Source organism: Mesorhizobium sp. WSM4828 (genome assembly GCF_055811175.1).
The window spans coordinates 320,800-340,112 of the sequence record NZ_JBVVQK010000002.1 but is presented as its reverse complement, the minus strand read 5'-3'; the positions used below and the strand labels follow the sequence as shown (position 1 = coordinate 340,112).

General features: G+C 62.7%; 24 protein-coding genes and 2 tRNA genes. 14 read left to right on the top strand and 12 right to left on the bottom strand.

All coding sequences use genetic code 11. The annotated features are described in order from the left end of the window. Positions 1–39 precede the first annotated feature (39 nt). The 4 genes from AC0L2X_RS04435 (at position 40) to AC0L2X_RS04420 (ending at position 3,092) form a co-directional block, all read left to right on the top strand. Positions 40–1,209, top strand: a complete 1,170-nt coding sequence (locus AC0L2X_RS04435; protein ID WP_473554735.1) for a cystathionine beta-lyase — start codon at positions 40–42, stop codon at positions 1,207–1,209. Between the two features lie 256 nt (positions 1,210–1,465). Continuing rightward, entirely contained in the window at positions 1,466–2,137 is a 672-nt protein-coding gene (locus tag AC0L2X_RS04430; protein ID WP_473554733.1) for an RNA polymerase sigma factor, read from the top strand. Between the two features lie 104 nt (positions 2,138–2,241). Then, complete coding sequence (locus AC0L2X_RS04425; RefSeq protein ID WP_473599282.1) at positions 2,242–2,766, top strand: DUF4142 domain-containing protein; 525 nt, start codon at positions 2,242–2,244, stop codon at positions 2,764–2,766. Positions 2,767–2,780: 14 nt separating this feature from the next. Next, positions 2,781–3,092, top strand: coding sequence for a cupredoxin domain-containing protein (locus AC0L2X_RS04420; RefSeq protein ID WP_473554825.1), 312 nt, complete (start codon positions 2,781–2,783; stop codon positions 3,090–3,092). A gap of 108 nt (positions 3,093–3,200) precedes the next feature. Here the strand turns inward: AC0L2X_RS04420 and AC0L2X_RS04415 are convergent, their stop codons facing one another. The 3 genes from AC0L2X_RS04415 to AC0L2X_RS04405 all read right to left on the bottom strand — a co-directional run bounded on the left by AC0L2X_RS04415 (position 3,201) and on the right by AC0L2X_RS04405 (position 4,907). Next, positions 3,201–4,415: an anion transporter gene (locus tag AC0L2X_RS04415; RefSeq protein WP_473554727.1), complete on the bottom strand. Its 1,215-nt coding sequence runs from the start codon at positions 4,413–4,415 to the stop codon at positions 3,201–3,203. A gap of 59 nt (positions 4,416–4,474) precedes the next feature. After that, positions 4,475–4,551 (bottom strand) — tRNA-Arg (locus tag AC0L2X_RS04410). A gap of 50 nt (positions 4,552–4,601) precedes the next feature. Further along, on the bottom strand, positions 4,602–4,907 hold the full coding sequence (locus AC0L2X_RS04405) for an ETC complex I subunit (RefSeq protein ID WP_023677641.1): 306 nt from the start codon (positions 4,905–4,907) through the stop codon (positions 4,602–4,604). A gap of 160 nt (positions 4,908–5,067) precedes the next feature. On the opposite strand from AC0L2X_RS04405, the gene AC0L2X_RS04400 reads away from it, so the two are divergent. After that, positions 5,068–5,144 (top strand) — tRNA-Pro (locus AC0L2X_RS04400). A 123-nt stretch (positions 5,145–5,267) separates the two neighbouring features. Here AC0L2X_RS04400 and AC0L2X_RS04395 read toward each other — a convergent pair. Beyond that, complete coding sequence (locus tag AC0L2X_RS04395) at positions 5,268–6,095, bottom strand: alpha/beta fold hydrolase (protein WP_473554726.1); 828 nt, start codon at positions 6,093–6,095, stop codon at positions 5,268–5,270. Positions 6,096–6,224: 129 nt separating this feature from the next. On the opposite strand from AC0L2X_RS04395, the gene AC0L2X_RS04390 reads away from it, so the two are divergent. Beyond that, positions 6,225–7,223, top strand: coding sequence for a GlxA family transcriptional regulator (locus tag AC0L2X_RS04390; protein ID WP_473554725.1), 999 nt, complete (start codon positions 6,225–6,227; stop codon positions 7,221–7,223). 15 nt (positions 7,224–7,238) lie between these two features. Here AC0L2X_RS04390 and AC0L2X_RS04385 read toward each other — a convergent pair whose 3' ends face one another. The 5 genes from AC0L2X_RS04385 to AC0L2X_RS04365 all read right to left on the bottom strand — a co-directional run bounded on the left by AC0L2X_RS04385 (position 7,239) and on the right by AC0L2X_RS04365 (position 10,538). Further along, the gene (locus AC0L2X_RS04385) at positions 7,239–7,505 is read right to left on the bottom strand and encodes a type II toxin-antitoxin system Phd/YefM family antitoxin (protein ID WP_473554723.1); all 267 of its coding nucleotides are present in this window, start codon (positions 7,503–7,505) and stop codon (positions 7,239–7,241) included. Positions 7,506–7,714: 209 nt separating this feature from the next. Beyond that, positions 7,715–8,050, bottom strand: a complete 336-nt coding sequence (locus AC0L2X_RS04380) for a hypothetical protein (RefSeq protein ID WP_473554721.1) — start codon at positions 8,048–8,050, stop codon at positions 7,715–7,717. 10 nt (positions 8,051–8,060) lie between these two features. After that, positions 8,061–8,762, bottom strand: coding sequence for a DnaA regulatory inactivator HdaA (hdaA, locus tag AC0L2X_RS04375; RefSeq protein ID WP_473599281.1), 702 nt, complete (start codon positions 8,760–8,762; stop codon positions 8,061–8,063). A 5-nt stretch (positions 8,763–8,767) separates the two neighbouring features. Then, on the bottom strand, positions 8,768–10,009 hold the full coding sequence (locus AC0L2X_RS04370; protein WP_473554717.1) for an AI-2E family transporter: 1,242 nt from the start codon (positions 10,007–10,009) through the stop codon (positions 8,768–8,770). Further along, a complete protein-coding gene (locus tag AC0L2X_RS04365; protein ID WP_473554823.1) occupies positions 9,981–10,538 on the bottom strand; it encodes a CDP-alcohol phosphatidyltransferase family protein in 558 nt (185 codons plus the stop codon). Before AC0L2X_RS04365 ends, AC0L2X_RS04370 begins: the two co-directional genes overlap by 29 nt. A gap of 217 nt (positions 10,539–10,755) precedes the next feature. Between AC0L2X_RS04365 and AC0L2X_RS04360 the strand changes: the two genes are divergently transcribed. From AC0L2X_RS04360 to AC0L2X_RS04325, 8 genes are all read left to right on the top strand, one after another. Beyond that, positions 10,756–11,400, top strand: a complete 645-nt coding sequence (locus AC0L2X_RS04360) for a glutathione S-transferase family protein (protein ID WP_473554715.1) — start codon at positions 10,756–10,758, stop codon at positions 11,398–11,400. Positions 11,401–11,512: 112 nt separating this feature from the next. Then, positions 11,513–12,178 (top strand): Imm52 family immunity protein, encoded by a 666-nt coding sequence (locus tag AC0L2X_RS04355; protein ID WP_473554713.1) that lies wholly within the window; start codon positions 11,513–11,515, stop codon positions 12,176–12,178. 88 nt (positions 12,179–12,266) lie between these two features. Further along, on the top strand, positions 12,267–12,674 hold the full coding sequence (locus tag AC0L2X_RS04350) for a hypothetical protein (RefSeq protein ID WP_473554710.1): 408 nt from the start codon (positions 12,267–12,269) through the stop codon (positions 12,672–12,674). A gap of 109 nt (positions 12,675–12,783) precedes the next feature. Beyond that, positions 12,784–13,848, top strand: a complete 1,065-nt coding sequence (gene purM / locus AC0L2X_RS04345; protein WP_473554709.1) for a phosphoribosylformylglycinamidine cyclo-ligase — start codon at positions 12,784–12,786, stop codon at positions 13,846–13,848. Further along, positions 13,845–14,552 (top strand): phosphoribosylglycinamide formyltransferase, encoded by a 708-nt coding sequence (purN, locus tag AC0L2X_RS04340; RefSeq protein ID WP_352492627.1) that lies wholly within the window; start codon positions 13,845–13,847, stop codon positions 14,550–14,552. The genes purM and purN overlap by 4 nt, the downstream gene beginning before the upstream one ends. 59 nt (positions 14,553–14,611) lie before the next feature. Beyond that, a complete protein-coding gene (locus AC0L2X_RS04335; RefSeq protein WP_352492628.1) occupies positions 14,612–14,899 on the top strand; it encodes a type II toxin-antitoxin system ParD family antitoxin in 288 nt (95 codons plus the stop codon). After that, on the top strand, positions 14,892–15,185 hold the full coding sequence (locus AC0L2X_RS04330; protein WP_473554708.1) for a type II toxin-antitoxin system RelE/ParE family toxin: 294 nt from the start codon (positions 14,892–14,894) through the stop codon (positions 15,183–15,185). Before AC0L2X_RS04335 ends, AC0L2X_RS04330 begins: the two co-directional genes overlap by 8 nt. Positions 15,186–15,189: 4 nt before the next feature. Beyond that, on the top strand, positions 15,190–15,705 hold the full coding sequence (locus AC0L2X_RS04325; protein ID WP_473554705.1) for a SixA phosphatase family protein: 516 nt from the start codon (positions 15,190–15,192) through the stop codon (positions 15,703–15,705). 108 nt (positions 15,706–15,813) lie between these two features. Here the strand turns inward: AC0L2X_RS04325 and AC0L2X_RS04320 are convergent, their stop codons facing one another. From AC0L2X_RS04320 to AC0L2X_RS04310, 3 genes are all read right to left on the bottom strand, one after another. After that, a complete protein-coding gene (locus AC0L2X_RS04320) occupies positions 15,814–16,086 on the bottom strand; it encodes a DUF680 domain-containing protein (protein WP_473554704.1) in 273 nt (90 codons plus the stop codon). 275 nt (positions 16,087–16,361) lie between these two features. Beyond that, positions 16,362–16,595, bottom strand: coding sequence for a DUF680 domain-containing protein (locus AC0L2X_RS04315; protein ID WP_473554702.1), 234 nt, complete (start codon positions 16,593–16,595; stop codon positions 16,362–16,364). A gap of 377 nt (positions 16,596–16,972) precedes the next feature. Beyond that, positions 16,973–19,195: a cation:proton antiporter domain-containing protein gene (locus AC0L2X_RS04310; protein ID WP_473554821.1), complete on the bottom strand. Its 2,223-nt coding sequence runs from the start codon at positions 19,193–19,195 to the stop codon at positions 16,973–16,975. Between the last annotated feature and the right edge of the window lie 118 nt (positions 19,196–19,313).

Below are 19,313 nucleotides of genomic sequence, written 5' to 3'. Positions count from 1 at the left end.
CGCACTATGGCTAACGACCAACCCATGGGACGAAAAGCAATGGCAAAAGACGGCAGCGAGATGGGCATCAACACGCGGCTCGCTCATTCCGGCAACAACCCGCATGACTATTTCGGCTTCGTCAATCCGCCGGTGGTGCATGCCTCGACCGTGCTCTATCCCAATGCGGCGGCGATGGCTTCACGCAGCCAGAGGTACACCTACGGCACGCGCGGCACACCGACCACCGATGCGCTGAACAGCGCGATCGATGCGCTGGAAGGTTCGGCAGGCACGGTCGCGGTACCGTCCGGCCTGGCGGCGGTGATGCTGCCGCTGCTCGCCTTCCTGTCGGCCGGCGATCATCTGCTGATCGTCGATTCCATCTATCATCCGACCCGTAACCTCGCCGACACGATGCTGAAGCGGCTGGGCATCGAGGTCGAGTATTACGAGCCGCGCATCGGCGCCGGCATCGCGGCGCTGATCAAGCCCAACACCAAGGTGGTGTTCACCGAATCGCCGGCCTCCAACACCTTCGAGGTGCAGGACATACCGGCCATCACCAAGGCCGCGCATGCCGCCGGCGCCATCGTCATGATGGACAATACCTGGGCGACGCCGCTCTACTTTCGCCCCCTCGACCATGGCGTCGACATCTCGATCCACGCGGCGACGAAATACCCGGCCGGCCATTCCGACGTGCTGCTCGGCACGGTGTCGGCCAACGCAGGCTGCTGGAAGCAGCTTTTCGAGACGTTCAACACAATGGGCTGCTGCGCCGGGCCTGACGACGTCTACCAGGTGCTGCGCGGCCTGCGCACGATGGGTGTGCGGCTGGAGCGCCATCAAAAGAGCGCGCTTGCCCTCGCCGGCTGGCTGGAGGGTCAGCCGGGCGTAGCGCAGGTGCTGCATCCGGGGCTGCCCAGTCATCCCGACCACGCCATGTGGAAGCGCGATTTTTGCGGATCGAGCGGCATCTTCTCGATCGTTCTTGCGGGCGGCGGACAGAAGCAGCAGCACGCCTTCCTCGACGCGTTGAAGTTTTTCGGCCTCGGCTATTCCTGGGGCGGCTATGAGAGCCTTGCCGTGCCGGTATTCCTGGGCGACCGTACCGTCGCCAAAGGCCCGTATGACGGGCCGCTGGTGCGCCTGCAGATCGGGCTCGAGGATGTCGAGGATTTGAAGGCCGACCTGGCGCGCGGGCTGGCGGCGGCTGCAGACGCCTGAGCCAGCACCTTTCCAGACTGAGTCAGAAAATCGGCGTAACAGCCTGGAAAAAATTGCGATCCTGAGCGATGTCATGGCGACCGATCGGCCGATGAAAACGGTGTCTACAAAATAGAGGCGGCGGTGCGGTGAAGGCGGTAGAATAGCCTCTGCCAGTCCTTGACACGGATTGAGGCTGGCCGGCGGGATCGGTCGGGAACCTTTTGTCGGCCGATGCATCCAATGTCGCGATGAGAAGCCTATCAGGAGATCGGCCATGCCTGCTGCGTTGACGGCGACGCCCGCCGCTTCCGGCGACATGCAGCTTGTCGGCCGCGCGCTGGCACGTGATGGCGATGCATTCCGTACCATCATCAAGACGCACAACCAAAGGCTCTACCGCCTCGCCCGCGGGGTCGTGCGTAACGACAGCGAGGCCGAGGACATCGTCCAGGAGACCTATGTCAGCGCCTTTGCCCATCTCGAGTCCTTTCGCGGCGATGCCTCGCTCGCCACATGGCTGTCGCGTATCGTCATCAACGAAGCGCTCGGCCGCTTGCGCAAAAGGCGGCGAATGGTAGCAATGCCGGAAAACCCGCAAGCCGAAATCATCCGGTTTCCCCTCAACCCGAGCGACGATCCGGAGCGTACGATGGCGCAACGGCAGATCCTTGAGCTTGTCGAACGGGCAACCGACAGTCTCCCCGATGTCTACCGGATGGTGTTCGTGGCGCGCGTCATCGAGGGATTGAGCATCGAGGAGACCGCCGAACTGCTTGGCGTGCGACCAGAAACCATCAAGACCCGGCTGCACCGCGCCCGTGCGCTGGTGCGCAAGGCGCTGGACGACCAGATCGGCCCGGTGCTGCTCGACGCCTTTCCGTTCGCCGGCCGGCGCTGCGAACGGCTGACCAATGCCGTGATGCAGCGGCTTGGTCTTTCCGGATAGGCCGTGCCGATTTTCGCGGGAACGTTTGGCGGCGACCTGCATCCAATGAGCATCACTGAAAACGAAGCCCGATGCAGTTCCGCATCGGGGTGAAGGAGAGCATCATGTTTATTCGACCGACCGCGGCACTGGCCGCAGTTTTCCTGCTTAGCGCAGCGCCCTTGTCGCAAGCTGCCGAAAAGCCGACCGATCCGCAGATCGCACATATCGCCTACACGGCGGGCGTGCTTGACGTCGAAGCCGCCAAGCAGGCGCTGAAGAAATCGAAGAACAAAGAGGTCGTGGATTTCGCCAAGGACATGGTGCGAGATCACGAGGCGGTCAACAAACAGGCTCTCGACCTGGTCAAGAAGCTCAAGGTCACGCCTGAGGACAATCCGACCAGCAAAGCGCTGACCAATGCGGCGGCCGAGGAACGTGCCAAGCTTGCCAAGCTCAAGGGCGCGGCGTTCGACAAGGCCTATGTCGCCAGCGAAGTAGCCTACCACAAACAGGTCAATGGCGCGCTCGAAACGCTGCTGATCCCATCCGCCAGCAATGCCGAGCTGAAGAGCCTGCTGGAAACCGGCCTGAAAATATTCCAGGGCCACGAACAGCACGCCGAACACCTCGCCGGCATGTTGAAGTGAGGATTGCGCCGATGATGTCGAGGCGGCATCTGTGGATTGCGCTGGCACTGGCAGTGGGTGCCGCGCCGGCCAAGGCCGAAACCATCGAGGTGACGATCGAAAAGCTTGTGTTTTCGCCGGCAAAGATCGAGGCTAAGGTCGGCGACACGATCAAGTGGGTGAACAAGGACGTGTTCGCCCACACTGCAACCGTCAACGGCGGCTGGGAAGTGATGATCCCGCCGAAGAAGGCGGCGAGCCTGACGATGAAGAAGGCGGAATCGGTCGATTATTTCTGCCGCTTCCATCCCAATATGAAAGGCCACCTCACGGTGACGTCGCCCTGACTGGCTACTGCATGTCGCGCAAAAGTGTGCAGCGGTTTTGCGATAACGACATGCATACAACAAGAGCCTACAGCGCGTCGCATGCGGCCGGTCGAATGCGACGCGCTTTTAGGCCGCCAGCCATGCAGTCCCTACAAGAAGCGTGACCAGCGTCAACGGCAGGCCGACCTTGAAGAAGGCGATGAAGCCCAGCGGTTTGCCGGAGACCCGCGCGTGCTCGGCAACGATCAGATTGGCGACCGAGCCGAGCAGCGTGAAATTGCCGGCCAGCGTCGAGCTCATGGCGACGACCAGCCAGGCCCGCTCGGGATCTTCCAGTCCGGGCACGAACGGCTTCAGCGCCAGCACGGCCGGGACATTGCTCATGATGTTGGACAGCACCGCGGTGAAACCGGACAGCCGCCAGACATCATTCAGCCCGAGGTTCTTTGCCGAAGCGATGATGTCGGGCGTCAGCAATGTCTTCTCGGCACCGGCGACGACGATGAAAAGCCCGGCGAACATGAACAGCAGCGGTCCATCGATCTCGCGATAGATGCGCTCAGGCTTGATGGCGCGGGTCAGCAGCAGAATCGCGCCGCCGATCAGCGCTGCCTTGGCGACTGGAACGCCGGCAAAGAAGGCGATCGCCAAACCGATACAGACGACCACCGCCTTCAGCACCTGCCCAGGCAGCATGCGGCCGCGATAGACTTCGGGGCTGAGCTCGGCCTTGCGTGAAAATTCGGCGCGGTAGACGATGCGGATGATGACGATGACGGCGACGAGGCCGAACGCCGCGACCGGCGCAAGCGCCGCCGAGAAGGCCGGATAGGAAATCCCCGACAGGGCGCCGATGACCATGTTCTGCGGATTGCCGGTGATGGTGGCGACACTGCCGCAATTGGATGCGGTCGCCGTGGCGATCAGGTAGGGAACCGGGTTGCGGTTGATGACGCGGGTGACATGGACGACGATCGGCGCCATGACCAGGCAGATGGCGTCGTTGACGAGGAATGCCGACAGGACGCCGGTCAACAGCGTCACCATCACCAGCAGCATGAACGGCGCATGCGCATGCTCGATGGCGAACCCGCCGAGCGCGCGAAAGGCGCCGGACACTTTCAGGTGCGCCACGACGATCATCATGCCGAGCAGAAGCGTGATGGTGTCGAAGCTGATGGCGCGGTAGGCGTCTTCCATGTCGAGGGCGCCGATGGCGATCATCGCCGCACCGCCGAGCAGCGCGATGCCTGCCCGGTCGAGGCGCAGCCCCGGTATCCTGCCGATGGCGACGCCGGCATAGGTCAGGACCAGGATCGCCGCCGCGCCCATCGCTGTCATGTGTCGGAAATCCTGTGCGACTGGCGAGTGAACCTGTCCGGAACGGACCCTGAAAATATTGGCGATCCCGACAGGATTCGAACCTGTGACCATCGGCTTAGAAGGCCGGTGCTCTATCCAGCTGAGCTACGGGACCGCTGGCCGGCCGCATGACCGGCGGATTGTGCCGGCGGGGCCGGTATGGGATTAGTGCGTCCAGGGCGTCCTGCGGTCATAGCGGAAATTCTCCGCATAGGAAATCTGGCGGCGCTTGATTTCCTTCGGCTCCTCGACGCGGAAAGCCAGCCCTTCCTTCTCGGCATAGGCGACCGCCTCTTCTCTTGTGTCGAAGGTCAGCCTGATCTGGCTTCGCATGTCGCCGGACGTGGTGTAGCCCATCAGCGGATCGATCTTCTTGCGCTGCTCCGGATCGAATTCCAGCACCCAATAGCCGGTCTTGGCCTTGCCGGACTGCATCGCGGTTTTGGCTGGGCTGAAAATGCGGGCTGACATGACCACCTCATTGCTGGTTGCAAGCACACGACCCCGAGACCAGATTACTGTTCTCTGGCCATGCACTAGCCCGTCATTACTGCGCAATGCCGCCGGCAGCAAGGCCGATGGCTTTTTACGCTTGCTTTGGTGGGCTGAAATCACTAGGCAACAGACCGTTCGGAGTGTAGCGCAGCCTGGTAGCGCATCTGGTTTGGGACCAGAGGGTCGGGAGTTCGAATCTCTCCACTCCGACCATTCATCAAGCAAATCTTGTCGGCAGCGCAAGCGGATCACGCTCGAGCGTGTCTCCGTCGCCGGTCATGCTTAAGCGACGGACGGACAGCACGAGCTCGCGCTGCCCGTCCGATATGCAAGCCGTCAGCCCTGGATGAAGGCCAGCAGATCCGGATTGATGATCTCCGGATGGGTAGTGCACATGCCATGCGGCAGGCCCTTGTAGACCTTGAGCGTGCCGTGCTTCACCAGCTTGGCCGCAAGCAGCGCGGAATCGGCGATCGGCACGATCTGGTCGTCGTCGCCATGCATGATCAGGACGGGTACCTCGATCTTTTTGAGGTCGTCGGTGAAATCGGTCTCCGAGAATGCCTTGATGCAGTCGTAATGGGCCTTGGCTCCGCCCATCATGCCCTGGCGCCACCAATTGTCGACCGCGCCTTGCGAGACCTTGGCGCCCTCGCGGTTGAAGCCGTAGAACGGGCCGGCCGGCACATCCCTGTAGAACTCGGCGCGGTTAGCGGCCAGAGCCGCGCGAAAGCCGTCGAAGACTTCGATCGGCAAGCCGCCGGGGTTGCTTTCGGTCTTGACCATAATCGGCGGCACGGCGCCGATCAGCACCGCCTTGGCAACACGACCGCCGCCGCCATATAGCGCGACGTAACGCGCCACCTCGCCGCCACCGGTCGAGTGGCCGATGTGGATCGCGTCCCTGAGATCGAGATGCGCCGCCAGCGCCGCGACATCGGCGGCGTAGGTGTCCATCTCGTTGCCGGTCGCGGTCTGCGACGAGCGGCCGTGGCCGCGGCGGTCGTGTGCGATGACGCGATAGCCCTTTTCGAGGAAGAACAGCATCTGGTTGTCCCAATCGTCTGAGCTTAGCGGCCAGCCGTGATGGAACACGATCGGCTGGCCCTTGCCCCAATCCTTGTAGAAAATCTCGGTGCCGTCATGGGTGGTGAATGTGCTCATCGTTCTACTCCATGGTGGAAGAATCGGGGGTAACAGGGAAGCTTTTAGCCCCTTCAGCTGGACAAATTATAACAGTGCGGTCCGGGTGAGTATTGGCAAAACGGACATTCAAGGTGGCAAAACTGACAAATGACGGCTGCGCGTAATCTGATCGAAATCGGCCTTGTCTTGTATCCCGGCGTGCAGGAAGCAGCCGTGCTCGGCCTGACCGATCTTTTCATGCTGGCAAACCGGCTGGCTGTCGAGCCGCCGCCGGAAGCGGCGAGGCTTCGCGTCAGCCATTGGCAATTGGACGCGGGCCATACCGTAATCCGCACCTTCGACAGCGACCCCGGCCCTGACAATGAACCAGCCATGGTTGTCCTCCCGCCGACCTTGGGAGATCCGATCGCTCGGGAAGCGGCCGCGCCCTATGCCGGCTGGCTCAGGGACCGCCACACGGCAGGCGCGACGCTCGGTTCGGTCTGCGCCGGCGCGTTCGTGCTTGCCGAGACCGGCCTGTTGTCCGGCCGTGCGGCGACAACGCACTGGGCCTATCGCGACGCGCTGGCGCTACGCTTTCCCGACATCCTGCTCGACCCCGACAGGCTGGTCATCGACGATGGCGACATCATCACCGCCGGCGGCTACATGGCCTGGACCGACCTCGGCCTGAAGCTGGTGAACAGGGTGCTCGGGTCAACCGTCATGATGGACACGGCGCGTTTCATGCTGGTCGACCCGCCCGGCCGCGAGCAACGTTTTTACAGCCCGTTCGCGCCACGGCTGACCCATGGCGACGAAGCGATCCTCAAGGTGCAGCACTGGCTGCAGGCGAACGGCGCGCGTGACGTGACGCTCGGCGCCATGGCCGAGCATGCCGGGCTGGAGGAGCGGACTTTCCTACGCAGGTTCCGCAACGCCACCGGCCTCAAGCCGACCGAATACAGCCAGCACCTGCGGGTCGGCAAGGCGCGGGGAATGCTGGAAACGACGATGCGATCGATCGACCAGATCGCCTGGGAGGTCGGTTATGACGATCCCGGCTCTTTCCGCAAAGTATTCGCCAGGATAACCGGGCTGGTGCCCGGCGATTACCGCAAGCGCTTCGGCACGGAACGAGCGGCGCTTGCGGGCGGAGAGAGCTGAGGTGATTAGCCGTTTTTAGCGCGATTGCTGCGATAGGCCGTCGTCGGCGTAGAGAAAGTCCTGGCTTCGCGCCGCAGATGGCCCAGCCTTCGCCTTTGCGGCGCCGGCTGCGCGCATCGCCTGAAGCAATGCCCGGCGGCGTGTTCTGTCCGGCACCACCTTGACCGGAACGAGACGCACGGCCGCATGACCATGCCGGGTCAGGATGATTTCGTCACCTGTCTCGGCACGGCGCACTAACTCGTGAAGCTGTGCTCGGGCCTTTGTAACCGACACCTGCATCGGTCTCTCCTCCAGCCCCCTGGGTCCATGTCGTAATGCGCAAAGCATCTGACGGCAAGCTCGCCGGGCGAGAACCCCAACCACCCATCTCCCGGCGAGCCTACTACCTGATTTGATACGCAATCAGGACCGGGATTAGCCGGCAAGCTCCTTGCTGCAAGACGGATGCCAGGTTGTTTCCCGAAATGAGACACCGGCCGAGGTAAGAACTAGGTATATGCACCTTCCCCGGCCCAGCCAAAAACCATTGGCCGTAGTTCTTCAAGGGCGGCTTGCAGCATTTCGGGAGATGCGTGGCGTTCCTCTCTGGCACCCCATAGTGTAGCGCTTTTAGGATCCAGCACCGACGCCACAATGGTTACATTGCCGTTGGCGTCAGGCAAATCGAGCCACAACTGAGCACGACGATTGCCATTCTTGTCGTAAACCCAGATAGAACGGACATCGTCGTCGCGATATTTAGTGGCGACCCGTATTCCGTGCCGATTTGCCCACGACATTAGAAACGGATCAATGATGTCGTATGCACTGAATTCAGACATCATTTTGTATCCTCTAAATCTCGAACTCGCCCTGCCCTTCGTCCATGGCGCTGACGGTCTCGGCGGCGAGCGCCCGCGTGATCGGCGTCTTGCGCTCGAGCGCGGTACGGTCGAGCCGTTCGACCACCCGCATGGCAGTGGCCAGCGAGCGCTCGATGCGGCGCACCAGATATTGCACGACATGCGGCTCGACCTCGACCTGGCGGTCGGCGAACAGCTTTGTGATGACCCCGGCCAGCAGAAGATCGTCGGGTGCGTGGATCTCGATGGTAGCGGCGGCCTTGAGCCGCGACGCCAGGTCGGGCAGCCTGACGCCCCAGGCGGACGGGAAGCGCCGCGCCGTCAACAGCAAGCTCGAGCCGGCGCCGCGCACCGCGTTGATCAGGTGGAACAGGCCATGCTCGTCGAGCGGGCCGGCATCGACGTCGTCGATCAGGGCCGGGCGCGCGCCGAGGGTTTCGATGCAGTCGCCGATGCGGCCGGCCTCCACTTTCACCGCGCCAGCGCGGGTCCGCCAGATCGAGGCCAGGTGGGTTTTCCCCGAGCCGGCCGGCCCGGCCAGCACGACGACCGGCGAGGGCCAGTCCGGCCAGCGGTCGACAAGCGCCGCCGCCTGGCTGTTGGTGCTGGAGACCACGAGTTCGTCGCGCGAATAGCCGGTGCCGTGGCCTAGATCGAGCGGCAATTGACGCGGCGGATCGATCTTGTCCGGCATATGGCTCAACCGCGCGCGCCCCCGCGGCGCCGCACCTGCAGCGGCGGCACCGGCTCGTCCGAATGGCCCTTGTAGAGCGGCGATTCGAGGTAGCGCGCGATGGCGAAACGCACCAGAACGGCAACGGCGGCGGAAGCCGGCACGGCAATCAGCAGGCCGACGAAGCCGAACAGCGCGCCGAAGGCAAACAGCGCAAACATCAGCCACACCGGATGCAGGCCGACGCTTTTGCCGACCAGCCTGGGCTGCAGGATGTTGCCCTCGATGAACTGGCCGACGAAGAACACGCCGGCCACCGCCGCGATCATGGTCCAGTCCGGCCAGAACTGGACGAAGGCGACGCCGACGGCCAGCACCAGGCCGGTCAGCGAGCCGACATAGGGGATGAAGGAGATCAACCCGGCGAACAGGCCGATGAGGATGCCGAAATTCAGTCCGGTCAGCGTCAGGCCGGTGGCATACATGGCGCCGAGCACCAGGCACAGCGTGCCCTGGCCGCGCACGAAGCCGGCGGTCGCAGTGTTGATGTCCCTGGCGATCGTCCTGACGGTCTTGACGTAGTCGCGCGGCACCCAGCTGTCGACGATTGTCACCATGCGGTCCCAGTCGAGCAGCATGTAGAAGGCGACGACCGGCGTCACCACGAACAGGCTGACGACCGAGACCAGCGCCACGCCGGAGCTCCAGATCGAGGTGAAGACGGTGGTCAGGAGGCCGAAGCCGGAGGTCAGCAGCGAGTTCAGGCCCTCGCGCAGCCCATTGGCGTCGACGCCGAATTTTTCTTCCAGCCATTTCGGGTCGAAGCTGGTGATCAGGCCCTGCAGCCGGGTCAGATAGTCCGGCAGCTTGCTGGCGAAATCAGCCATCTGCGAGGCGAGCACCGGAACCAGGATGACGACGGCCAGCACCAGGACGACGATGAAGGCGATGAGGATGACCACCGTCGCCATCAGCCTGGACAGGCCGAGCCGCTCCAGCCGGTCGGCGACAGGATCGAGGAAATAGGCGAGCACCATGCCGGCGACGAAGGGCAGAAGGATGCCGCTGAAGACATAGAGGAAGACGGCAAGGATGATGGCGCTGACCAGCCAGAAGCGGATCTGCCGGCGAAACGACGCCGATGCCGAAGCCTCCGCCGCCGCGGCTTCGGCCTCGGCGTCGATGGACCGTTCGTCAGGTGCCCGGTGTTCAGGTGCCCCGTGTTCAGGTGCCCCGCGTTCAGGCACCGGGTGTGGAGCCTTCGCCATAGCCGCTCATATGCCTCAGCCAAGCCACGAGATAGGCCGCGGCCGAAGCCACGGTCAAGACCCCGGACAGCAATATGAGGGCTGGCCTCAGCGGATCGAGACGGATGTCGAAGGCGAGTTCGCCCAACACCACTGCCGCCAGCACGATCTGGATCGCGGTGTTGGCCTTCGACACCAGGAGCGGCTTCATCTCAACGGGATGCGCCATGACGGTGGATAGAAGCACGGCGCAGACGATCAGCGCATCGCGCGACACCATGGTAACGACCAGCCACAGCGGCAGTTCGCCGCTGAAGCCCAGGACGACGAAAACCGAGACCAGCAGCAGCTTGTCGGCCATCGGATCGAGATAGGCGCCGAGCCTGGAAAACTGATTGAAATGGCGGGCGATGAAGCCGTCGACCCCGTCGGAAATGCCGGCAATGAGGAAGCCGGCAAACGCCCAGTCCCAGCGTTCCTGCAGCATGGCCAGCACCACGGCCGGCACCAGCACGAAGCGCATGATCGTGATCATGTTGGGGATGGTCAAACGCATATCCCGTCGCTCTTGTTTGTCGATACATGATGGAGATGGAGGGTTACGGCAAGTGAGAAGCGATACAGCAAGCTGCCAATCTCCCCACTAACCTTTGATCGGAAGCGGCCCAGGCAATGGAATAGCTCAAGACCGATGTCGATTTCCGGGAAGCTCATTCGTCTCATGATAGGAAGCCGAAGACATTCGCCCAGGCAAGGAAATGGACGCGATGACAATCACTATCACAGCATTTGAACGATCGCCCGATGGCGGCAAGGGACTGGCGCGCGATACGCGCGTTCGCTGGGCGCTCGAAGAAGTGGGGCAACCTTATGAGGTTCGTCTTGTCTCTTTCGCGGACATGAAGGCGCCTGACCATCTCGCCATCCATCCCTTCGGCCAGATCCCTACCTATGAGGAAGGTTCTCTCTCGCTGTTCGAGACCGGCTCGATCGTCTTCCATCTTGCTGAGCAGCATGCGGGCCTGCTGCCGAAGGATCGCAATGCCCGCGCGCGTGCGATCACGTGGATGTTTGCCGCACTTAACACCGTCGAGCCGCCGATCCTCGAATTAACGACGGCAAGAATATTCGAACGTGACAAGCCTTGGAGCGAGGAGCGCTTGCCGTTGGTAAAGGACCGTGTTCGCGCTCGGCTGGACAAACTCTCGGCCCACTTAGGCGTCGCCGACTGGCTCGATGATACGTTCAGCGCGGGCGATTTATTGATGGTATCTGTGCTGCTGCGACTAAGAATGTCAGGCATTTTGGACGAATATCAAAACTTGGCTGCCTATGTAGCGCGCGGGGAAGCTCGGCCGGCTTATATCCGGGCTTTCGCTGCGCAATTTGCGATCAACGCAGAGGGGGCGTGAAGGATAGCCGGCGTTGAACTAACCAAATGGAAGGGAGCCCCGAAGCGCGCGCTCTCCTTTGGCGACGCCAGTCAAGAAAGCTGGTACGTCTCCCGTGTGTTCGAGGGACGCCATGTCGATCAACATCTATGTCTACTGGGGGGCGAGGAGAAAGGACGCCGAAGAGCTGGTCCCGCAGCTCCAGGCGCATTTCCGGGCCTTGGACGAAGCCGACGACAGGTTCGCGAGGTGGGCCCCGCTCGGCAGATCGCTCAAAAAAGCAATCGCCTCCGAGCCGGTCAACACCTCGTCGCGCGAGGTTCTCCATCGCTGGCTGCTGAAGGGCAAGAACAAGACGGACATGCCTCCGAGACAGCCCGTTCCTGAACTGGGATACAATGTGTCGCTGTGGAACCAGCGCCAGGCAAACACGGAGGCGTCCACATCAGTCCGTTGTGGTTCCTGTTCCGAATATCTGTCGGAAGACAGCCAGAACAACGCGTCGCTGGAGTTTAGCTACCTAGCTGGAGCCGAACCGGTGGATACAAAGATTTTGCTCGGCCTATTTCTCAAGTTTATTGACATCTGGGAACCCAGTTGGGGTTCGATCTGGCGGCACGTTAATGAGGGACATCCAGCCGGGGCGTGTTGGAACCCAAGACACGTTCAATATGCCTTCTTCCAGTCGCCGGGAGGACGCGGGCACGATGATCGGTTTACAGGACAGCAGCAGACCCTCCCCAAGGGCGGTCGCCTCTGGACGGACGAAACGGCCGTGCCTTTCCTGGAAGAGACGTAGAGCCCGGTATTCCGCTGCCGTCCTTGCGAGACGCTGCCGCCCATGCGAAGAACCACTGAAGCAATAGCTTATTTTTCCCCGAACGATGATGGCGCAGAGAATCACAATCGCTTGGCGAGTCACGCTTTGCTATCTGGCCGGACTGACGGAAAGTCTGCTGGCTTTCGCATCTTTCGGAACCCCGCACCGCAACATAGCGACGCAAGATCTCCTGTGGGCCTTCGCCCTTGATCTGGCCGTGGGCGTGGTCGTCTCTTGGCCCCTCTGGCTGACCGCCGCTGTCGTCGCGTTCGTTTTCTCAAGGTCGGTCGCTGCAAATCCAGGTCTGTGGACTGCCGCAGCGGCTTTGATCGCCGCCGGCTTCTCGTACGGGACCCTGCCCTTCGACGGGGAGATCAGGTCTCTTGCCACCGTCGGTGGCCTCGCCGCAATGCTGGCAGGGATTTCTTTTTACTGTTGGAGTGTATCGCGCCCGGTTCTGCCGTTATCCAACTGAAACACCATCATCACGCGCTTGCCTTGCGGGGCAAAACCGTTCATGCGAAGAGCCCGCAAGCGAATGAAACCAGCGACAGGCAAGCGCAACAGATGAGCAGGCGCCGGAAATGAGCAAGCGCAAGAACGGGCTCACCTATGCCGAAGCGGGCGTCGACATCGACGCCGGCAATCTCATGGTCGAGAAGATCAAGCCGCTGGTGCGCGCGACGCGCCGGCCGGGCGCCGATGGCGAGATCGGCGGCTTCGGCGGCCTGTTCGATCTCAAGGCGGCCGGCTTCACCGATCCGGTACTGGTCGCCGCCAATGACGGCGTCGGCACCAAGCTGAAGATCGCCATAGACGCCGGCAAGCACGATACGATCGGCATCGACCTCGTCGCCATGTGCGTCAACGACATCGTCGTCCAAGGCGCCGAGCCGCTGTTCTTCCTCGACTATTTCGCCACCGGCAAGCTCGATCCCGACCAGGGCGCTTCGATCATCGGCGGCATCGCCGAAGGCTGCCGGCAGGCCGGTTGCGCGCTGATCGGCGGCGAGACCGCTGAAATGCCCGGCATGTACCACGACAAGGATTACGACCTTGCCGGCTTTGCCGTCGGTGCCGCCGAACGCGGCCAGCTGTTGCCGACCGACGACATCGTCGAAGGCGATGTGCTGCTCGGCCTCGCCTCGTCGGGCCTGCATTCGAACGGCTTTTCGCTGGTCCGCCGCATCGTCGCGGTAAGCGGCCTTGGCTGGGGCGATCCAGCGCCGTTCAATGACGAGGCGACGCTGGCCGAAGCGCTGCTCGAGCCGACCCGCATCTACGTCAAATCGATCCTCAAGGCGATCCGCAACACGCATGGCATCAAGGCGCTGGCCCATATCACCGGCGGCGGCTTTCCCGAAAACATCCCGCGTGTTCTGCCCAAGGATTTTTCGGCCGAGCTCGATCTCGGCGCCATCGAGGTGCCGCCGGTGTTTTCGTGGCTGGCCAAGACCGGCGGCGTCGCGCCGGAAGAGATGATGCGCACCTTCAATTGCGGCATCGGCATGATCCTGGTCGTCGCCTCCGGCCAGGCGGCGCAGGTCGCCGCCGTGCTGCAGGAGGCCGGCGAGACGGTCACGCCGATCGGCCAGATCGTACCGCGCCGCGATGCCGGCGTCATCTATCGGGGCTCGATCGGCCTATGAGCAGGAAACGGACGGTCGTACTGATCTCTGGGCGCGGCTCCAACATGACGGCGCTGATTGCGGCGGCGAGCAACCCGGCCTATCCGGCCGAGATCGTCGGCGTCATCTCCGACCGCCCCAATGCCGCCGGCCTCGGCATCGCCGCGGCGCGCGGCATCGCCACCAGGGTGATTTCGCGCTCCGACCATGCCAGCAAGCAAGCGCATGACGAGGCGATCGATGCGGCCCTCTTGTCGTTCGGCGCCGAGATCGTCGCGCTGGCAGGCTATATGCGCATCCTCGGCGCGCGCTTCGTCGAGAAGTGGCTGGGCCGCATGATCAATATCCACCCTGCCCTGCTGCCTGCCTTCAAGGGGCTGGATACGCATGCGCGGGCCATCCGCGCAGGCATGCGCATCCATGGCTGCACGGTGCATTTCGTCACGCTCGATATGGATGATGGGCCGATCATCGCCCAGGCCGCGGTACCGGTGATGGTCGGCGACAATGAGGACACGCTGGCCGCACGCGTGCTCAAGGCCGAGCACCAGCTCTATCCGCTGGCGCTGGGCCTGGTCGCCGAAGGCAAGGCGCGAATGGAAGGCGGCCGCACGGTGTTTTCGCGCTTCGCCGACGATGCCGACAACGCCACGTCGGTAGTGATCGCGCCCGACCCGCTGCGCGAAGAGACCGATCTCGAGCACCTGGCGCGGATCACGCCGTAAGAGTAAGTTCTTGAATTTGGTAGCAAATTTTGCTACCGTCTTCGTGAGGAGACGGCTTGATGGCGACAGTCGAAAAAGTCAGCGTAGCGCTTTCCCCGGAACTGCTGGACATGGTCAAAGGCGCGGTGGCCAGCGGGCAGTACGGTTCGGCAAGTGAAGTGATCCGCGAGGCACTGCGCGAATGGCGGCTTCGCCAGCCCTTGCGCGAGGCCGAAGCGGAGCGGTTGCGGAAAGCCTGGACGGAAGGGCTGGAGAGCGGTCCGTTTGCGCCGTTCGACATCGAGGACATAAAACAGAAAGCCCGCAGCCGGTTGGGCAACGCCAGCAAAAACCGGCGGAATGGCTGACATCCGCATTGTCCGCAGCCCGGCGGCAGAAGACGACCTGATCGATATTTGGTTTGGCATTGCAAGGGACAACCCGCTTGCCGCGGACCGCTTTTTGGATGCTATTGCCGAGCGCGTCGTGCAATTGGGGACATTCTCGGAATCCGGTCCCAAGAGGCCCAACATCGCTGCCGATGTGCGTACGTTGACGATCGGCAATTATCTCGTGCTTTATCGGCCGGCCGAACAGCGGGTCGAGATCGTCCGCGTCGTGCATGGCGCACGCGACGTTTCGGCCTTATTTTGAATCCATGAAGCAACTGCTGCTCCTGCGTCACGCCAAGTCGAGTTGGGACGATCCCGATCTCATCGACTTCGACCGGCCGCTGTCCGCGCGCGGGCTGAAGGCAGCGCCGCTGGTCGGACGCGAACTGGCCCGGCGCGGCTGGCTGCCGGAGCTGGCGCTGGTATCGCCGGCGCTGCGCACCCGCGACACGTGGCGGCTGGTCTCGGCGGAATTGCCGGCAAAGGTGCAGGCCAAATTTGCCCAGGCGCTCTACGAGGCAGCGGCGGCGGACATCCTCGCCAAGGTTCGGCAAGTAAAGGCGGGGACCGGAACGCTGCTGGTGCTTGGCCACAATCCCGGGTTGGAGGAGTTCGCGCGCGGGCTTGCCGGGGCTGGATCGGACGAAGCGGCGCTGAAGAAGCTGGCGGAAAAATTTCCGACCGCGGCCCTGACCCGTTTCGACGTCGATAGCGATTGGGCCGGTCTCGGCTTCGGCAGCGCTCGGCTGACGCACTGCATTTGGCCGAAGGATCTTCGCTAGGGATTACCTGGCAGGCCGGGGGATCGCCGACCTTTCGGCCAAATCCGGCTTCACAAACAAGAGCGGCGGGCCAGGCCCGCCGCTCTTTGTGCTCCCGGGTTTGAGGAACTAGCGGCCCCAGTTGCCCCGGCCAGATTGCGGCACTACGGGTTGATCCGTGCCGAACCGGGTCGTCGCCTCGGTGTCGACGGCGTTGTGCTCAGCCGTCAGCGGCTTGTGGATGGAACCGGTAAACCCGCTGTCGATAGTGCCGACAGGCGCATTGCCAACAGGCGCGGCCGGCTGGTTGACGCCGTCCGAACCATAATGGTCGCTGCCTGCAAAGGCGCTGCCCGTTGCGACGAGGATGATGGCGGCGACGGTAAGAGCAATCTTGGTCATTTCAGGTACTCCAGTGTACTGGTCATTCGTGAGTTGTCGTTGCTTTCGACGCATTCGAGATGAGAGCGCTGTCCGCGTCGGCGAATACGCACCCGGCTTTTTCCGACGTGCACGTTGCTGGACGATTTCAGCAACCGAGATTGCGGCTACAGATGAAACCTGCAATTCGAAGTATTCGATTGGCGCTGGATGCCGTCCGGCGCGCACCCCGTTGACAGGCGAAAGCAAGAGTAGCGGGCCAGGCCCGCCGCTCTTGTATTCCGGGGCCGTGATAATCAGCGGCCCCAGATGCCTTGGCCGGATTCAGGCGCCACCGACTCGGAAGTCGCCTTGGCACCGGTATGCTCGGAAGTAACCGGCTTGCGGATCGAGCCGGTAAACGTGTTGTCGACGTTGGCAGCAGGAGCGGCCGGCTGGTTGACGTTGTCCGAGCCATAGTGGTCGCTGCCGGCAAAAGCAGTGCCGGTGGCAACAAGGATGGCGGCGGCGGTAAGAGCGATCTTGGTCATTTCGGCTACTCCGGTAGTTCTTTGGTCTGTCCGTCAAGTGGCGTGCCTTGGGAGGAATTCGCGTCGCTCGGACCACCCCGAAATGGGTCGGCAAGCCTGTCGTTGCCAATCACGAAAATTTAGTGCGGTGCGCCAAATTGGCCGCTTGAAATTCGACATGCGGCTCCTGTCGCCACAATGTTCTTCCTCCTTTTCAATTAGTTATGCGGTCATTGATGATTTTCGGCGCGAACATTCCGTGAGCCGGCGTTCACCCATTCCTGTACGCTCTGTCAACAGAAACCGAACCGTTCGGTTCGAGTTCTTCTACGTTTGGCTGATCAGCGCTTTTAGAGCCTCGATCGACATTCCTGCCGACGGATCAGTGCGCCATGAAATCACGCTGCCAGCTCAGTGCCAGCGGCGTCATGCTTGGGCCGCGCGCTGGCCAGAAGCACGACTGGGCAGTTGCAGGCGGCCAAAACAGCGCCGGCGGTTTCACCGAAGAACAGGTCCTCACCCGGACGTTGGGTGACGCCCATCACGACGATCGCCGCGCCTTTGGCCGCCTCCCGGGTGATCGCCTTGTCGGGTGTGACGCGGGTATGGAACGCTGTGTCGATATGCAGGCCGTAGCGGCCCGCCAAATCGGCGATGTCTTTCAGCACGGCCTCTTCACGGCTATGCGACATGGATGTCGACCTGCGGCCCTTGGCTGCCCTTTGCGAGACGTAGAGAACCTTGATCCGCGCCCGGTTTGGACGGGCCAGGGCCAGCGCCAAGTCGGCGGCGCGACGCGCCACCTGGGTACCGTTGACGGGGACGAGAATGCTGGTGCCGGCCTTCAGCGTCGGCATCTTTTCGGCAGCATTGCCGCCGTTCAGGACCAGGCAAAGCGGGCCGTCAAATCCTGCGGCAATGTCGTTGAGGGCCGGCGCGAAGGCGCCATCGGCGGTCAGCACATTGTCAAGGCCGACCAGCAACAGGCCGTATCCCTTGCGGGCCTCCTCGGCGATCGTCTCACCCGTGGCTTCCAATTCGGTGCGGGCCGTCAGATGGACTTTGTCGACAAGCGTGTCTTCGATCCGTTTCACCGCCTGGGCGCTTTTTCTTGCACCCTTCTTGATTTCCTGCAGGGCGCGCTCCTGTCCCTTGCTGTCGGTTGGCCTGTCACCTCGGCCGTCTTTCGGCGGAAGCAAGGTGGTGGGCAGGCGAAGCAAGGTGGTGGGCATGCCGCTGCCTCCGCCGACCAGTCCGGCGAGATAGGCAGTGAACTTGCCGATCCTGCTGTCGTCGACCAGCACCAGCAGCCGCTCCAGCCTGGAAATGAAGCCGTATTCGTCCAACGCCTCGCGCTCGACACGCTGCTGCTCGTCATGCCCAACCGGCAGCCGGCCGAGCGCCCAGCGCAGCATCGGCGGCATGGCCAAGGTGGTGATCACGGCCATGGTGACGATCATGGTGAAGAGATTGTGCGACAGGATGTTCATCGACAGGCCGATGCTGGCGACGATCACCTCGGTCGAGCCGCGCGCGTTCATTGCACTGCCGACGGCGATTGCTTCCTTGAACGACATGGCGGCGAGCTTGGCGCCGATGAACGCGCCGCCAAACTTGCCGATGCTGGCGATCAGCACGAGAGCGCCCGTCAGCATGGCAAGCGTCGGATCGGCGAGCACGGTGAGATCGGCGGAAAGCCCCGCCATGCCGAAGAAGATCGGCATGAACAGCGCGGTGATGACGCCTCGCAGCTGGCCTTCGATATGGCTGGAGAGAATGGGCGATTCACCGACAAGGATGCCGGCGACGAACGCCCCCAGCACGGTATGGACGCCTATCATGTTGGTGATCAGCGCCATCGCTCCCATGATGATGAGGATCATGGTGATCACCGCAAACTCGCTGCGGAATTGATCGTTGGTCCAGCGGATCAAGGTGAAGACAAGACGGCGGCCAATGGTGAAGGAAAACACCATGAACAGTGCCACGGCGGCGATGGTGGTCACCAGAGGTACGAGCTGCAGCCTGCCATTGGTGGCGATGCCGAAGGTTACGGCGATGATCAACCAGCCGATCGTGTCCTCGATGATTGCCGAGGAAATAATCACCTGTCCGAGGTTGCGGCGCATGAAATTCATCTCGCGCACGACCATGGCGACGATCTTGACTGACGAGATCGACAGTGCGGTGCCCAGGAACAGCCCGGCGACCGTGCGTTGCGTGGGGTCGGGCAGCAATGCGTCCGGCAGGAACTGCGCCAGCGCGAAACCGAAGATGAAGGGCACCACGACGCCGGTAGCCGAAATGGAAAAACAGGCCGCGCCAACCCGGCGCACCAGCCGCAGGTCCGTCTCCATGCCGGTCAGCAAAAGCAGCATCAGGATGCCCAGCTGCGAGACGGCGTCGATCATGCCCTTTTGCGCGGGATCGGTGGGAAAGACCAGGTGCTGGGCCGACGGCCACAGCCAGCCGAACAGCGAAGGACCGAGCAGGATGCCGCCGATCAGTTGGCCCATTATTGCCGGCTGGCCATAACGCTGCAGCACTTCGCCCAGGCCGCGCCCGACAAGCAGCAGAAGCACGATCTCGGCGACGAAAGCGCCCTCGCCCGAACCGCCCATGCCGGAGGCCCGGGTACCGGCAACGAGCGTCTCCGCCGCCCAGGCCGCGCCTGCGGGGACGAAGGTGCAAACCAGCAGCGTCAGGCTGGAACGTGTCGGAGCCTGCCAAGCCATGAAA